13 protein-coding genes and 1 pseudogene are annotated in these 16,169 nt (G+C 44.5%); all 14 read left to right on the forward strand.

Annotated elements, in window-relative coordinates; translation table 11 throughout:
- Positions 1-24 precede the first annotated feature (24 nt).
- The 14 genes and pseudogenes from PUP29_RS01690 (at position 25) to PUP29_RS01755 (ending at position 16,166) form a co-directional block, all read left to right on the forward strand.
- The gene (locus PUP29_RS01690) at positions 25-927 is read left to right on the forward strand and encodes a MurR/RpiR family transcriptional regulator (protein WP_079547550.1); all 903 of its coding nucleotides are present in this window, start codon (positions 25-27) and stop codon (positions 925-927) included.
- Complete coding sequence (locus tag PUP29_RS01695) at positions 920-2,149, forward strand: NAD(P)/FAD-dependent oxidoreductase (protein ID WP_079547549.1); 1,230 nt, start codon at positions 920-922, stop codon at positions 2,147-2,149. The genes PUP29_RS01690 and PUP29_RS01695 overlap by 8 nt, the downstream gene beginning before the upstream one ends.
- Before the next feature lie 113 nt (positions 2,150-2,262).
- Complete coding sequence (gene rny, locus PUP29_RS01700; protein ID WP_079547548.1) at positions 2,263-3,804, forward strand: ribonuclease Y; 1,542 nt, start codon at positions 2,263-2,265, stop codon at positions 3,802-3,804.
- Between the two features lie 239 nt (positions 3,805-4,043).
- Positions 4,044-5,471: an adenylosuccinate lyase gene (gene purB / locus PUP29_RS01705; RefSeq protein WP_353423692.1), complete on the forward strand. Its 1,428-nt coding sequence runs from the start codon at positions 4,044-4,046 to the stop codon at positions 5,469-5,471.
- Between the two features lie 81 nt (positions 5,472-5,552).
- A complete protein-coding gene (rbr, locus tag PUP29_RS01710; RefSeq protein WP_079547546.1) occupies positions 5,553-6,098 on the forward strand; it encodes a rubrerythrin in 546 nt (181 codons plus the stop codon).
- Positions 6,099-6,222: 124 nt separating this feature from the next.
- Positions 6,223-7,140, forward strand: coding sequence for a glycosyltransferase family 2 protein (locus PUP29_RS01715; RefSeq protein WP_353423694.1), 918 nt, complete (start codon positions 6,223-6,225; stop codon positions 7,138-7,140).
- Between the two features lie 14 nt (positions 7,141-7,154).
- Positions 7,155-8,417 carry a competence/damage-inducible protein A gene (locus PUP29_RS01720; protein WP_353423696.1) on the forward strand — a complete coding sequence of 421 codons (1,263 nt, stop codon included), beginning with the start codon at positions 7,155-7,157 and terminating at the stop codon, positions 8,415-8,417.
- Positions 8,410-9,126: an NAD-dependent protein deacylase gene (locus PUP29_RS01725; protein ID WP_353423697.1), complete on the forward strand. Its 717-nt coding sequence runs from the start codon at positions 8,410-8,412 to the stop codon at positions 9,124-9,126. Before PUP29_RS01720 ends, PUP29_RS01725 begins: the two co-directional genes overlap by 8 nt.
- Before the next feature lie 87 nt (positions 9,127-9,213).
- Complete coding sequence (locus PUP29_RS01730; protein WP_353423698.1) at positions 9,214-10,389, forward strand: NAD(P)-dependent malic enzyme; 1,176 nt, start codon at positions 9,214-9,216, stop codon at positions 10,387-10,389.
- Between the two features lie 284 nt (positions 10,390-10,673).
- Complete coding sequence (locus PUP29_RS01735; RefSeq protein ID WP_353423700.1) at positions 10,674-12,053, forward strand: citrate/2-methylcitrate synthase; 1,380 nt, start codon at positions 10,674-10,676, stop codon at positions 12,051-12,053.
- A gap of 369 nt (positions 12,054-12,422) precedes the next feature.
- A pseudogene (locus PUP29_RS01740) lies at positions 12,423-12,587 on the forward strand (MarR family transcriptional regulator); the annotation flags it as partial.
- A gap of 84 nt (positions 12,588-12,671) precedes the next feature.
- Entirely contained in the window at positions 12,672-13,652 is a 981-nt protein-coding gene (locus tag PUP29_RS01745) for an ROK family protein (protein ID WP_353424042.1), read from the forward strand.
- 203 nt (positions 13,653-13,855) lie between these two features.
- Positions 13,856-14,629, forward strand: a complete 774-nt coding sequence (locus PUP29_RS01750; protein WP_353423702.1) for an SDR family NAD(P)-dependent oxidoreductase — start codon at positions 13,856-13,858, stop codon at positions 14,627-14,629.
- Positions 14,630-14,666: 37 nt separating this feature from the next.
- Positions 14,667-16,166, forward strand: a complete 1,500-nt coding sequence (locus PUP29_RS01755; RefSeq protein WP_079547538.1) for a sugar ABC transporter ATP-binding protein — start codon at positions 14,667-14,669, stop codon at positions 16,164-16,166.
- Positions 16,167-16,169 lie beyond the last annotated feature (3 nt).

Raw genomic sequence — 16,169 nt, forward strand, 5'->3', positions numbered from 1 at the left:
AACAGATATGAAAGTCAATGGCTTATGGAGGAAACGATGTTCGGGAATGTGATCGACCGTATCAATACAGAATATGCAAAAATGTCGAAAGGACAGAAGCTGATCGCCGACTATATTTTAAAAGAATACGACAAAGCGGCGTTCATGACTGCAGCGACACTCAGCAAGCTTGTAGGCGTTAGTGAATCGACTGTAGTGCGGTTTGCTTATGCATTAGGATATGACGGCTATCCGAAGCTGCAAAAAAACCTTCAAGAGGTGATCCAGACAAAATTGACGACCGCACAACGCCTTAATATGATGGAAGGGCTTAGTTCGGACGAGGTCGTAAACGCATCATTTAAAACGGATATCAATAATTTGCGGGTAACACGTGAGCATATTGAGACGGAAAATCTTGAAAAGATTGTAGACAGTATCGATAAGGCAAGAAATATCTATATTTTAGGGACCCGTTCCAGCGGCCCTCTGGCGGAATTTCTGCGTTATTATATGAACTATATGACGGAAAATATCCGGCTGATCCGCTTTGACGGGAGCGATATATTCAGTCAGATCCTTACGGCGAATGAAAAAGACGTTGCGATCGCGATCAGCTTTCCGCGTTATTCGATGCGTACGATAGAGGGGATGACCTATCTGAAAAACTGCGGCTGCAAGGTGGTCGCCATAACGGACAACGAAACCTCGCCTCCTGCTCAAATTGCTGACTATACGCTGACGGCAAAAAGCTATATGAATTCATTTGTAGATTCTTTCGTTGCTCCTTTGGCCGTTATCAACCTTCTGATCATTATGCTGGGCCTGCGGAAAAAAGATATATTATTTGCGAATTTCAATCGGCTGGAAGAACTATGGCAGACAAATGATGTGTATGCAACAAAAGAACTGGATGCCCAAATAACAGATGAGGATATCTATGAATAAGCTGATTATTATCGGTGCGGGCGCTGCGGGGATGATGGCTGCCTATGCGGCTGCGTCGCGGGGGATACGGACGATCGTTCTGGAAAAAAATGAAAAAGTAGGAAAAAAGCTGTTTATTACAGGAAAGGGTCGCTGCAATATCACCAATGATTGTGATATCAGCGATTTTTTCCCACAGGTCGTACATAATGAAAAGTTTTTGATGAGCGCGCTTTATTCTTTCAGCAACAGAGATTTGATCGAATTGCTCAACCAAAATGGTCTCCCGACTAAAGTGGAACGCGGAGGGCGCATATTCCCTCAAAGCGACCATTCGAGCGATGTGATCCGCACGTTGCGGTCCATGACGGAACGGGCAGGCGCGAGGATACGCTTGAATTCAGAGGTGTGCAGGATAGAACGAAATCAAGACAAGTTTGTTCTTTTCCTGCGGAACGGCCAGACATTAGAAGCAGATGCCATTTTGATTGCAACAGGCGGAAAATCTTATCCGCTTACAGGCTCCACCGGAGAGGGCTACCGGTTTGCAAAGGAGTTGGGACATACGGTGCGACCGCTGCATCCGGCGCTTGTGCCCTTGGAAGATGTCCATCACATTTGTCCTAAAATGCAGGGGCTGACCCTCAAAAATATTTATTTTACACTATTCCAAAATGAAAAGCGTATCTATGGCGAACAAGGGGAGCTGATCTTCACCCACTTTGGACTTTCCGGTCCGGTCGTCCTTTCCGCAAGCAGTTTTATAGACCATCAAAAGCAGCCGCTGTCTCTGCGTGCAGAGATAGATTTAAAGCCGGCTTTAAGTGCCGAAAAACTGGAAGCGCGGATCCTGCGGGAATTTACCTCTTCCCAAAATAAGCGGATAAAAACGGTCATGGCCAGTCTTATGCCGGGAAAAATGATTTATCCATTTCTGACGGAAACGGGAATAGAACCGGATAAACCGGTCCACAGTATTACAAAGAAGGAACGCGAATCGCTCTGCAGGCAGTTGAAAGCTTTTTCGATTTCGATTGCCGACACACGCCCGATCGAAGAGGGAATTGTTACATCTGGCGGCGTATGTGTCCGCGAGATCGATCCCTCCACTATGGAATCCAAATTGGTGCATAATCTTTATTTTGCGGGCGAAGTAATAGATGTAGACGCAAAAACAGGCGGTTTTAATCTTCAAATCGCATTTTCCACCGGATTTCTGGCGGGAACGAGCGTATTTGATTGACATTATCCTAAAATAAAGATACAATATATATTGGTTATATTTGTTATTATTACAAACTTGCCGAATTGAATTTTGAAAACAGAATATGGAAGAATGGGAGGTGAATTTGCTAAGTGGATGTGCTGATTCCTATCCTCATAGGCGCGGGATGTCTGGTAGCGGGTCTTATTATCGGCTATTTTTACAGACGCAATATTGCGGAATCTAAAATCGGCCGCGCGGAGGATTCCGTTAAGAAGTTGATCGACGAAGCGCAAAAGCGTGCTGAGGTGATCAAGAAAGAGACGGTTCTGGAGGCTCAGGAAGAAGTTCATAAACTGCGTAGCGAATTTGACAAGGAATCAAGAGAAAGACGGAATGAAATTACAAAGATCGAAAAAAGACTTGTACAAAGGGAAGAAGTGCTGGATAAGAAATTAGACAGCATAGAGCAGAAAGAAGAGCAAATCAACCGAAAAACCAAAGAGATCGCAAAGGCTAAGGAAGATCTTGCGCATGTCCATGCGCAGCAGCTTGAGCAGCTCGAGCACATTTCGGGAATGACCATTGATGAAGCAAAAGGCCTGCTCCTTGAGAAAGTGGAGCATGAGGCGCGGCATGATATGGCCGTAATGCTTCGGGATATTGAACAGAAAGCAAAAGACGAGGCGGATAAAAAGGCCCGCAATATCCTTTCGCTGGCAATCCAGAAATGCGCGGCGGACCATGTTGCAGAAAGCACGGTATCCGTTGTCAACCTGCCTAACGATGAAATGAAAGGCAGGATCATCGGAAGAGAAGGAAGAAATATCCGGACATTGGAAACGGCTACAGGAATTGATTTGATCATAGATGATACTCCTGAGGCTGTCATCCTTTCCGGCTTCGATCCGGTCAGGCGGGAAGTCGCACGGATCGCGCTTGAAAAACTGATCGTTGACGGGCGTATTCATCCCGCGCGTATTGAGGAAATGGTGCATAAAGCACAGAAAGAAGTCGATACACAAATTCGGGAGGCCGGAGAACATGCAGTCTTTGACGTAGGGATCCATTCCCTGCATCCTGAACTTGTAAGACTACTGGGCAGATTGAAATATCGTACCAGTTATGGACAAAATGTATTGAAGCATTCGATCGAAGTTGCACATTTAGCTTCCCTGATGGCATCGGAGATCGGAGCGAATGCAAAGCTCGCGAAGCGTGCGGGACTTTTGCATGATATCGGAAAGGCGGTCGACCATGAAGTGGAAGGTCCGCATATCCAGATTGGCGCTGACCTCGCGAAGAAATATAAAGAGAATGCAGACGTCATCAATGCGATAGCTGCACATCATGGAGATGTGGAGCCCAAGACCATAGAAGCTGTCTTGGTGCAGGCTGCTGACGCTGTTTCCGCTGCAAGGCCGGGAGCCAGAAGAGAATCTTTGGAAAACTATATCAAACGTCTTGAAAACCTTGAAGGAATTGCAAATTCATTTGCAGGCGTTGATAAATCTTATGCAATTCAGGCTGGTCGAGAGATCAGAATCATTGTAAAGCCTGATGAGATCGACGACGCAGGAACAACTTTGCTGGCACGAGATATCGTGAAAAAGATCGAGGACGAACTCGACTACCCGGGGCAAATCAAAGTCAATGTGATTCGGGAAACGAGAACGACAGATTATGCAAAATAAATAAAAGGAACGGTTTTATACCGTTCCTTTTTTATGTAACATGCATGCGGGAGAGCAATATTGCAGAAAGCGGATGGCAGACATAATAACACGGAGAAAAACAAAGGCTGGTCATCCGAGAGAACGCTCGTTTGCATATAACTCAAAGGGAAGTATTCTTTCCATGTGATAGCTTGAAATAGAGCGGTAAACCCGTTACAATAAAAAAAGAATATCAAACTAAAGGCGGTAGTTTTTTCATGAAAGATGTTTACGAAAATCCATTGATCACACGATATGCAAGCAGGGAAATGGCGCATACGTTCTCTGACGATGTTAAATTTAAAACATGGAGAAAGCTGTGGATCGCTCTTGCAGAAGCAGAGCATGAAATGGGGCTCCCGGTTTCAAGGGAGCAGATCGATGAATTAAAGGTACATGCGGAGGACATCAACTATGATGTTGCACAAGCGAGAGAACGCGAGGTGCGTCATGACGTTATGTCGCATGTTTATGCATACGGCGTGCAATGCCCTAAAGCAAAGGGAATCATTCATTTGGGTGCGACAAGCTGTTATGTAGGCGATAACACAGATGTTATCGTGATGGATAGAGCTCTCGCTATTATTGAAAAAAAGCTCGTCAATGTGATTGCACGGCTAAAAGAATTTGCGCTGAAATATAAAGACCTGCCGACGCTTGGCTTCACGCACTATCAGCCGGCGCAGCTCACTACGGTCGGAAAGCGCGCCACTCTGTGGATGCAGGACCTTGTGCTGGATTATGAACAGCTCATGTTTGTAAAATCCCAAGTCAGGCTGCGCGGCGTGAAAGGAACGACAGGAACACAGGCGAGCTTTTTAACGCTTTTTGAGGGAGACGCTCAGAAAGTGAAGGCGCTCGAGAAAAAGGTAGCGCAAAAATTGGGCTATGAAAAGGTATTTGCGGTGACGGGACAAACTTATCCGAGAAAATTTGACAGCCTTGTGGTCGATTTTCTCTCTTCGGTCGCACAGAGCGCATATAAGTTTGCAAACGATCTCCGCCTGCTGCAGAATTTAAAGGAAGTAGAAGAACCGTTTGAAAAAAATCAGATCGGTTCATCAGCTATGGCATATAAGCGGAATCCGATGCGCTCCGAGAGAATTTGCTCTCTTGCCCGGTATATCATAAGCCTTGCTTCAAGTCCGGCTATCACCGCGTCGACCCAATGGTTTGAACGTACGCTTGACGATAGTGCGAATAAGCGGCTGGTCATCCCGCAGGCATTTATGGCTTTGGACGCAGTGCTGAATATTTATTTGAATGTTTCAAGCGGCATGGTCGTTTACCCTAAGGTGATCGGGAAGAGGATTCGTGAAGAATTGCCGTTTATGGCTACAGAAACGATTTTGATGGATGCAGTAAAACGCGGGGGCGACAGACAGGAACTTCATGAGCGGATACGGAAATATTCTATGGAAGCCGGTACGCGCGTAAAAGTGGAGGGAAAAGAGAATGATTTGATAGAGCGGATCAAGGCGGATGCAGATTTTCGTATGGAGCCTGCGGAAATCGACGCGCTGATGGAGCCCCATAATTTTATTGGGCTTGCAGATGTGCAGACAGAGGATTTTGTGCGTGAAGTCGCAGATCCGATTCTCGCAAATTATTCAGATCTAACTATGCAGGGAGAAATCAACGTATAAATTGTTTAAATCAGTCTTAGCGGTTTAATTATAAGATATGTTATTCATTTATTTTAACTTGAGAAAAGGAGTATGTATCTTATGAAAGATTTAAAGGGAACGAAAACAGAGAAATGTCTGCAGGACGCTTTCGCGGGAGAATCGATGGCTCACATGAAATATCTTTATTATTCTTCGCAGGCCAAAAAGGATGGCTATGTTCAGATATCCAATATCTTTGCCGAGACCTCAGCAAACGAAAAGGAGCATGCAAAATTATGGTTTAAGTGGCTGCATCCGGATAACAAGATTCCGGACACGATCACAAATCTAAAAGATGCGGCGGCAGGGGAACACTATGAAACGTCTGAAATGTATCCTTCCTTTGCAAAGATTGCTGAAGAGGAAGGATTCACGGAAATTGCCCGCCAGTTCAGAGGAGCGGGAGCTGTTGAGCAGGAGCACGAAAACAGATACCGCAAGCTGGCGGATAATCTGACGGACGGAAAAGTATTTGAACGGGATACAGAAGTGTTGTGGCAATGCATCAACTGCGGTCACATCCAGAAATCTAAGGCTGCTCCGGAGAAATGTCCGGTATGCCAGCATCCAAAGGCATACTTCCAGTTGAAGGAAGACAACTATTGAGGCTGATCATAAAAAAGCGGAGGATATTTATCCTCCGCTTTTTTATGATGATTGGGCTAATGCTCTTTTTTTTTATGTGCAATCGTGATAAATTAAAGATAGGATTTTCAAACGGGAGAAACAGATGGTCGATATATTGCTCGCAACCTATAATGGGGAACGTTATCTGAAAGAAATGTTGGATTCCCTGCTCGGACAGACTTACCATGAATTTCATATTTATGCACGGGATGATAGGTCAACGGATGGAACACCTGCTATTTTGGACGGATTTTGCCGGGCATATCCGGATAAAATTACAGTACTGAGAGACGGACGGAGGAAAGGTTCTGCGCGCGATAATTTTTTTTCTCTCCTTTCGAATGCGCGAAGCAAATATATCATGTTTGCCGATCAGGATGATATTTGGATGCCGGATAAGGTGGAGAGTACGCTCTCAGTTCTTCGGGAAGCAGAACGAAAGCAGAATGGGGCCCCCCTGCTGGTACATTCAGACCTTACTGTAGTAGATGAAGAGGACAGAATTCTCCATTCATCGATGTTTGCACTACAAAAATTAGACCCTGAACGGCGGCGGCTCAATCAACTTCTTTCACAAAATAATATTACAGGCTGCACGGTCATGATAAACCGCGCATTGGCAGATATAATTCGCCCGAATGAAGGCGCATTAATGCATGATTGGTGGATCGGCCTCGTTGCCGCAGCGTTTGGCGGCATCCTAATAGCGCCTAACCGCATCCACTATAGGCAGCATCAAACCAATGAGGTGGGAGCAAAGGATGTGAAAAGCGTTTCCTATGTGAAGGGAAAGCTATCGGACACAGGACAAATAAAAAAATCTATTCAAAAGACGTACCGGCAGGCTGCTGCTTTTTTAGATGCCTATGACGATATGTTAAACGACGAACAAAAAGAGATGATCTGCGCATTCGCTGGCCTTGATAGATATGGGATATGGAAAAGGATGCGTATTCTTTCAAAATATAAGCTATATAAAAGCGGGCTTTACCGCAAAATTGGACAAATTATTTACGGATAAGGAAGTATAATGGAATGAAAGCTGAAATTTTATGCGTAGGAACAGAGCTTTTGCTCGGCGATATTGTCAATACCAATGCGGCATATATCGCAAAAGAGTTGGCAAACATTGGTATTGACGTATACTATCAATCTGTTATCGGAGATAACGACAATAGGCTGAAAGAAGGACTTGCACTTGCGTTTTCCCGCGCGGATATTGTCGTTATGACTGGAGGCTTGGGGCCTACCTACGACGATCTTACAAAAGAAACAGTAGCGGAATACTTCCACCGGAACATGAAACTGGACGCTGCATCGCTTGAAAGTATTGAGGGATTTTTCAAGAGGCTTGGCAGACCAATGACGGAGAACAATAAAAAGCAGGCAATGATGCCGGAAGGAGCGACTATTTTTCCGAATGCCAATGGAACGGCGCCCGGCCTTGCTGTTTCTGAAAATGGAAAAACAGCTATCCTTCTTCCCGGACCGCCTGCGGAGATGCAGCCTATGTTCCAGTCGGCAGTATTGCCTTATTTAATGGGCTTTTCCGATAAGGTATTGGTATCGCACAATGTGCGCATTTTTGGAATGGGGGAATCGCGCGTAGAGGAGGTTCTGCATGAATTGATGAAGAACAGTACAAATCCAACGATTGCGCCCTATGCCAAAATGGGTGAGGTAACTTTGCGCATAACGGCTGCAGCAGATACAAAAGAAGCATGCGAGAAATTGATCGGACCTGCGATCGAAAAAATAAAGAAAGCTATAGGAAAATATATTTATGGGATCGATGTTCCGGATCTTCAAACGGCTGCTGTGGAAAAATTGCTCGAGCATAATGTTACAATAGCGACAGCAGAAAGCTGTACAGGCGGGCTGATATCAGAGCGCATCACGCAAATACCGGGAGCAAGCAGGATATTTGGATGTGGAGTTTGTTCCTATGCGAACGAGATAAAGCACCGCGTATTAGGAGTGTCGGAAGAAACGCTTCAAAAATATGGTGCGGTGTCGGAGCAGACAGCGCGCGAGATGGCGAGCGGGATCCGCAGACTGGCAGGTTCCGATATCGGCGTCTCTACGACAGGGATTGCAGGGCCGGGCGGCGGAACAAAGGAAAAGCCGGTTGGGCTCGTCTATGTTGGAATCGACAGCGATGATCTTACAACGGTCTTGAAATTGAATATCAACTATCATAAGGCGGATGAAAGAAACTACATCAGACACATGACGGCGCAGAATGTATTTCGATTGGTGCTGAAAGCGCTGGAGGGAAAAGAAAATCAAGATGGATGAGATGAAGATATTCAGAAATATGCTGGATAAAAGCTCGAGGATCGTATTTTTTGGAGGAGCGGGAGTTTCGACGGAAAGTGGGATCCCGGATTTTAGGAGCGCAGACGGACTCTACAACCAGACCTACCGCTATCCGCCGGAAGTTATTTTGAGTCATGATTTTTTTATGAGCCATACGGAAGAATTCTATGAGTTTTACCGGGCAAAAATGCTTGCGGCGGATGCAAAGCCAAATGCTGCCCATAAAAAGCTGGCAGAGCTGGAACAAATTGGAAAACTGACGGCAGTGATTACGCAGAATATAGACGGATTGCATCAAAAGGCGGGCTCGAATCATGTTCTGGAGCTGCATGGCTCAGTCTATCGAAATTTCTGTATGGACTGCGGAGAAAAATATAGCATTGAGGAGGTCGCGAAAGTCAAGGGAGTTCCGCATTGCAGAAAATGCAACGGAATCATCAAACCGGACGTTGTATTGTATGGAGAAGCGCTTAACGCAGAGACGATCGAAGAAGCGGTCCAAAAAATCGCGGAAGCAGATATGCTGATCGTCGGCGGAACCTCTTTGGATGTTTATCCGGCTGCCGGATTGATCGACTATTATACAGGAGAACGTTTGGTATTGATCAATCAGTCGCCAACACAGTATGATAAAAAAGCCGATCTTTTGATCAAAGAAAAGATAGGGACTGTTTTTTCAGCTATATGAAATATCATACGCCTTTTTGTTTTAATTTTCAGTTTTTTGGTTTATTTATAAATGGGAAACAATGATTAAAACGAGGAGGCGTTTTGTATGGATTACGAAAAAAAGGCGCTGGAAATGCATAAGGAATGGCGTGGAAAAATAGAGATAGAAAGCCGCGTTCCGCTGCAAAGCAAGGATGATTTGTCTATCGCGTATACACCGGGAGTCGCGGCACCCTGTCTTGCTATACAGAAAAATAGCTCTCTGTCTTATGAATATACGCGCAGAAACAATCTGGTGGCAGTTGTAACAGATGGCTCTGCAGTCCTTGGTCTTGGAGATATTGGACCGGAGGCAGGAATGCCGGTCATGGAAGGCAAATGCGTTTTATTTAAACGGTTTGGAGGCGTGGATGCGTTTCCGCTGTGTATTCGCAGCAGAGATGTTGACGAGATCGTCAATACGGTCGCTCTGCTTGCAGGGAGTTTCGGCGGCATCAATCTTGAGGATATCAGTGCGCCTCGCTGCTTCGAGATCGAACAGAAGCTAAAGGAGAGGTGCGATATTCCGATTTTTCATGACGACCAGCATGGAACAGCGATCGTAACGCTTGCAGCGCTTTTAAATGCTTTAAAGCTTGTGAAAAAGGATATCCATAATATCAGCGTTGTTACTTCCGGCGCTGGTGCGGCAGGAATTGCAATCATAAAGCTTCTGATGGCAATGGGACTTGAAGATGTCGTTATGTGTGATCGGGAAGGCGCTATTTACGAAGGCAGGAGCCATCTGAATCAAGAAAAACAGGAAATGGCACGAATATCGAATAAGAGACATAAAAAAGGCTCCCTGCAGGATGTCATACAGGGAGCAGACATTTTTATCGGCGTATCGGCGCCCGGAACAGTAAGTGAAGCAATGGTGCGTTCTATGGCGGAGGATCCCATCCTTTTTCCGATGGCCAATCCTATACCGGAAATCATGCCGGACGCCGCCCGTCATGCAGGCGCTGCGATTGTGGGAACAGGGAGAAGTGATTTCCCGAACCAAATCAATAATGTATTGGCTTTTCCCGGCATCTTTCGCGGAGCGTTGGATGTTCGCGCAAGCGATATCAACGACGCTATGAAGATAGCCGCAGCATGTGCGATTGCCGGGCTGATCCCGGAAAACGAACTTACTCCGGAATACATTATTCCCTCTCCGTTTGACGAACGAGTGGCGCCGGCTGTTGCAGAGGCTGTTGCCAAAGCGGCGAGAGAGACGAATGTAAACCGGCTCCCATAAGAAAAAAGCTGCTTGAAAAGAAATTTTTGAGCAGCTTTTTTCTGTAGTTTTCCCTATGATGTATGGTGTAAAATTAAAAAAAACGTTACAAGAAGCCGATTTTGTAGTATAATACAATTATTAATAATTTGTTACCCGTTTGTTAGAAGTTTATGATGCTATAGTCATTTCCCTCTGCGGGGCAGGGCTAACCATAAATCAATATAGGATTTACGTGCCGGGCTTTATAAGTTTACCATATTGGGAACAAGGCGGTTTTTAGTATAAAAACAGGAGGAAAGTGTATGGAGAAACAGAATATTTCAAAAAATATTTCAGAAATTACGCCGGAAATTTATGAATTGACAGACAGGCTTTATCAAACAGGAAACATTGATCCTGCATTATATACAAAATATGAAGTAAAGCGCGGTTTGCGCGATATCAACGGAAAAGGTGTTTTGGCCGGACTGACCAGAATATCGGATATACAGTCTTTCACTGAAAAGGATGGAGAGCGTATCCCGTGTGAAGGAAAGCTTTTTTATCGCGGGATCAACATCAAGGATATTGTGCGCGGCTTCATGCAGGAAAAGCGGCACGGCTTTGAAGAAGTAGTATATTTGCTCTTAATGGGAAGCCTGCCGGATAAACAGCAGCTCGCAGATTTTACAGATTTACTGGCGCATTACCGTACGCTGCCAACGAGTTTTGTCCGCGATATTATCATGAAAGCTCCCAGCCCGGATATGATGAATACGCTTGCTCGGAGCGTGCTTACGCTATACTCCTATGATGACAAAGCAAACGATATTTCCATTCCAAATGTTTTAAGACAGTCGCTCCAACTGATTGCATTGTTTCCTTTGCTTTCGGTATATGGTTATCAAGCCTACCGGCATTATCATGACGGACAAAGCCTTTTCATCCATGTTCCGGATCCGAAGCTTTCCACAGCAGAGAACCTGCTTCACCTGCTTAGGCCGGACAGCCAATATACGGAGCTTGAGGCACGGATTTTAGATGTTTGTCTCGTTTTGCATGCCGAGCATGGCGGCGGCAATAATTCGACATTTACGACGCATGTCGTGTCTTCGTCGGGAACGGACACCTATTCTACGATTGCAGCGGCGCTAGGATCGCTGAAAGGACCGAAGCATGGCGGCGCAAATATTAAGGTCGTTCAGATGGTCGAGGACATGAAAAAGAATCTTTCTGATTGGACAAGTGAAAGCGAAGTGCGCGACTATCTGACGAAGCTGCTCAATAAGCAGGCTTTCGATAAGGCGGGATTGATTTACGGAATGGGGCATGCTGTTTATTCGTTGTCTGATCCGCGCGCGGATATCTTCAAAAAGTTTGTAGAGAATCTTTCGGAGGCGAAAGGGCTTTCCGATGAATTCAAGCTTTATACATTGGTAGAAAAGCTCGCACCGGAAGTCATTGCTAAGGAAAGAAAAATATATAAAGGCGTTAGTGCAAATGTAGATTTCTATAGTGGCTTTGTTTATACGATGCTTAAATTGCCTACAGAATTATTTACGCCTATCTTTGCGATTGCGCGTATAGCAGGCTGGAGCGCACACCGGATCGAGGAATTATCCAATGCCGGAAAGATCATCCGACCGGCGTATAGAAATATTCAGGATGAGCGGCCCTATATTCCGCTTGATGAGCGCGGGTAAATAAAAACAAGCTTATAAGAGATGTGCAGCGAAGTATTCTTTTTGAAGAATACTTCGTTTTTTATGCTGGAATTCCTCTATAATTTTAATGAGAAATTATATTGTTTAAATATAAAAATGGCTAAATGTTGCTGATTTATAGCGCTTAAATATTAAAATAGAATAATTATTTTCAGAATAAAAATAATTGTTGACATTGAACTGATTTCATATTATTATAAAAACAGAAACAGAAGTTAGTGATTTATCTTTCAAACTATCATTTACGATCAATGGCGATTATAATTGAATAGAGCAGTAAAATTATAGGCAGTAACAGTTTAGAAAATATGCTCAAAATTATGTTTTGTGGAGTGAGACAAACGGGGTATGTTGGATATAAACAGGCTAAAGCTATCTGAGAAAGACAAAAATCAGTTGCAGGTATTGGAAGAGGTATTCTCCCATGAAAGGATATCGGCCTCGGATATCGTTTCCAAGGTAGGGATCAGCGCAGCTACGATCAGCCGGGTTTTTCGGAATTTAAAGGAAAAAGAACTGATCAAATATCTGGGAAAGGAAAAAACAGAAAAGGGACGGAGTCCGGAGCTTTTCAGCGTAAATGAGGCTTATGGATATATGCTTCATTACTATATGACAGCAACAGAGATCAAAGGTTACTTGCTTGATATTACAGGACGCCTGGAAAAAGAATGCAGCGTAAAATATCGGCCGCAGGGTACTTTGGAGGATATGCTTGATGTCATTCAAATCATAAGAGACGATTTAGTCGTTACGAATGGGCAGAGAGAATTAAGACTATTGGCGGCGGGCTTTTCCATCCCGGGTGTCATCAATCAGACGGCAAGAATGATTCATAAGATACCTGATATTTTCTTGTTGAGTGACACAAAGTTTTTTGATTATGCCGAGAGAATATTAGGAGTGCCGATTATCCTGAACAATGTTTCAAGACTGGCGACAATCGGCGAAAAAGCGTCGGTTTATCCGTTTATAGAAGATTTTGTATATTTTAATGTATCAGAATCGATTGGTATTGGTATGGGAATCATCGTAGGGAACAGATTGGTAAAAGGCGGCAGAAATTATGCAGGAGAAATCGGCCAAACGCGTTTTAATAGTGAATATTCATTCGAAGATTATTTAAATGGCAAAGGTCATTTTGAGTTTGAAGCTGGTCTGCAGACTTTATATAGCCGAATTGAAAAAGCGCTGCAAAAAGGCGGATGTGTGACCCTAAAGAAAATTATGGCAGAAGATGAGGAAGAAGCTGTTTCGCTCGAGAGCCTTGAAAAAGCAGCGATGGCAGGAGATGAGGATGTTAAAGAAATATTCGATACGACATTAAAGGCATGGGCTTCGATTTTAATCAATATTGATTTGATTATGAATCCTGAAGTCATTGTTCTGGGAGGCAGGATATCAACGGAGAATGAATATATACTCGGTGCCCTGCAGGAATTTATCCCGCAGGACGGAATGTTCAAACCTGAAATACGGCTGAGCGTACTGGGGGAAAATGCCCAGTTGATTGGCGGAATACAGGAGCTAAAAGACTATGTATTTAACAATATTATAGTTCAGGAAGTTATAAGCTGATTCGATAACGGAATGAGAGGAGTTGAACGCTTATCATTTCATGTAGCAAAAATTAAATATTAATTTTAGCATGGATGGTGCCACAATATTATAGGTGCGGTGCTGAAATTTAAAATCACTTCAATGAATTTATGTTCTGATCAGTAAATTGTATAAGTATAGTTTGTGTTCTCAAAATCATATTATGATAGGAGGTTTATTTAATGTTGAATTTTTTTGACTTGACAGGAGAGGTAGCATTCGTTACAGGAGCCAGTAAGGGGCTTGGGAAAATGTTTGCCAATACGTTAGCACAGGCCGGGGCAAAGGTATGCCTGCTCTCGTTTGAGAAAGAGGACCTGCTGCGTACGGAGCAGGAAATGAAAGATGCCGGATATGACGTGATGAGTTACTATGCGGATATCACAAATGAACCGGAGGTGGAAGCAGCCGTAGCAGCATGTGTTGAGAAATATGGAACGATCGATATTCTTGTCAATAATGCCGGGATTGGCAGACTGAACAAAACGCCGCAGGATACTACGCTGAAAGAATGGGAGAAAGTGATCGACATCAATGTGAACGGCAGTTTTATTTGTGCGAAGGCGGTTGGAAAGATCATGCTAAAGAACCGGAAAGGGAAGATCATCAATATGTCTTCTATTTCCGGGAAAATCATCAACAAAGGAGTGCATGGAGGCTCCTATGATGTATCTAAACAAGCGATCGACGGCTTGACGAGAGCGCTTGCGGCTGAATGGGCCTCCTACAACATCAATGTGAACGCGATTGCTCCGGGATATTTCATGACAGATCCGAATAAAGAATTTTTTGCGGCAGATCCGGATTTTTATGATTTAGCACTCAGCCTGATCCCGGCAGGAAAGATGGCGCAGCCGGAGGATTTAGCCGGAACACTGCTCTATCTTGCCTCCCATGCGTCGGATTATGTACACGGTACCATTATTCAGGTAGACGGCGGATATATGATATGGTAGCCTGCTTGATACAAACTTTTAATGCGAGGTGAAGAAAGTGGAAAATAATGTATTGCTGAAGCTAAGCGATATTACGAAAGAATTCCCCGGGGTTTTAGCGCTTAACAATGTGCAGCTCGACATCAGGAAAGGAGAGGTTCTGGCACTGGTCGGAGAAAATGGTGCGGGAAAATCCACCTTGATCAAGATACTGACAGGTGCGCTCAGCGGTTGGTCGGGAGAAATATTATGGAAAGATGAGCCGCTGAATGTCAGTCAACCGTGGGAAGCACAGCAGGCAGGGATTTCAACGATTTATCAGGAGCTCACACTTTGTCCGGCCCTTTCCGTTGCCGAGAACGTTTTTCTGGGGCGTGAGCCGCGCTTTTCAAATGGCCTGATTGATTGGAAGAAGATGAACCGGATGACGCAGGAGGTACTTGCACAGCTTAAGGTAAATGTTTCTCCTGCTGCTCAGGTATCTTCACTCACGGTTGCGACGCAGCAGTTGATTGAAATTGCTCGCGCATTGACCATGAACGCAGAGCTGATTATTATGGATGAACCTACATCGTCACTCTCTGAGCATGAGGTGAATACCCTGATGGAGATCGTTAAGGACTTACGCTCTAAGGGGGTTTCGGTTCTCTATATATCACATAAATTTGAAGAAATATTCGAGGTATCGGACCGTATCAGCGTATTACGGGACGGAGAATATATTGGAACAAAGGATACGAAAGATGCTGATTTGGATGAGATATTGTCTATGATGGTCGGACGTACGGTAAATATGCGTTTTAAAGAACGTACCAATGAAATTGGCGAAACAGTATTTTCTGTAAAAAATCTTACGGCTAAGGGAGCGTTTGAAGATATCAGCTTCGAGCTGCGCCGCGGAGAGATATTAGGCGTATCCGGGCTGGTCGGTGCAGGACGGACTGAGGTCGCGCGGGCAATTTTTGGAATAGACCGGGTAGATTCCGGTGAAATGATGGTCGAAGGGAAGAAATGCCGTATCCCAAGATCTCCAAAGGAAGCGCTGAAGCTGGGGATCGGACTTCTGCCGGAGGACAGAAAAGAGCAAGGCCTGATTCTGATGATGTCGATACAATCTAATGTAACGATGCCCTCTCTTGCAGGAAATAAGCACAATTTTGTTATCAAAGCAAAACAGGAAGCCGGGTTGGTTGACGGATATGTGGATAAGTTATTGATCAAAACACCATCGATCAAGCAGTTGGCGCAAAATCTGTCGGGCGGGAATCAGCAAAAGGTCGTTATCGCTAAATGGCTTGCGAGTTCTGCAAAAATTTTGATATTCGACGAGCCGACACGAGGTATCGACGTTGGTGCCAAAGCGGAAATTTATGAACTGATGAATGAATTGGTATCGCAGGGCTACAGTATCATTATGATTTCGTCAGAGCTGCCTGAAGTAATGGGGATGAGTGACCGGATCATGGTTATGCACGAAGGAAAGATCACGGGAATCTTAGATAAAAAAGAAGCAACACCGGAGATCGTAATGGGATATGCGACCGGAACACATAATTAAATA

Source organism: Christensenella massiliensis (assembly GCF_040409835.1).
GTDB lineage: Bacteria > Bacillota > Clostridia > Christensenellales > Christensenellaceae > Christensenella > Christensenella massiliensis.

Excerpts from the sequence above, each read along its gene's own strand:
- PUP29_RS01690 (WP_079547550.1), top strand. The coding sequence starts at position 25 with ATGGAGGAAACGATGTTCGGGAATGTGATCGACCGTATCAATACAGAA.
- PUP29_RS01695 (WP_079547549.1), top strand. The coding sequence starts at position 920 with ATGAATAAGCTGATTATTATCGGTGCGGGCGCTGCGGGGATGATGGCT.
- purB (WP_353423692.1), top strand. The coding sequence starts at position 4,044 with ATGAAAGATGTTTACGAAAATCCATTGATCACACGATATGCAAGCAGG.
- rbr (WP_079547546.1), top strand. The coding sequence starts at position 5,553 with ATGAAAGATTTAAAGGGAACGAAAACAGAGAAATGTCTGCAGGACGCT.
- PUP29_RS01715 (WP_353423694.1), top strand. The coding sequence starts at position 6,223 with ATGGTCGATATATTGCTCGCAACCTATAATGGGGAACGTTATCTGAAA.
- PUP29_RS01720 (WP_353423696.1), top strand. The coding sequence starts at position 7,155 with ATGAAAGCTGAAATTTTATGCGTAGGAACAGAGCTTTTGCTCGGCGAT.
- PUP29_RS01725 (WP_353423697.1), top strand. The coding sequence starts at position 8,410 with ATGGATGAGATGAAGATATTCAGAAATATGCTGGATAAAAGCTCGAGG.
- PUP29_RS01730 (WP_353423698.1), top strand. The coding sequence starts at position 9,214 with ATGGATTACGAAAAAAAGGCGCTGGAAATGCATAAGGAATGGCGTGGA.
- PUP29_RS01735 (WP_353423700.1), top strand. The coding sequence starts at position 10,674 with ATGGAGAAACAGAATATTTCAAAAAATATTTCAGAAATTACGCCGGAA.
- PUP29_RS01745 (WP_353424042.1), top strand. The coding sequence starts at position 12,672 with ATGCTTCATTACTATATGACAGCAACAGAGATCAAAGGTTACTTGCTT.
- PUP29_RS01750 (WP_353423702.1), top strand. The coding sequence starts at position 13,856 with ATGTTGAATTTTTTTGACTTGACAGGAGAGGTAGCATTCGTTACAGGA.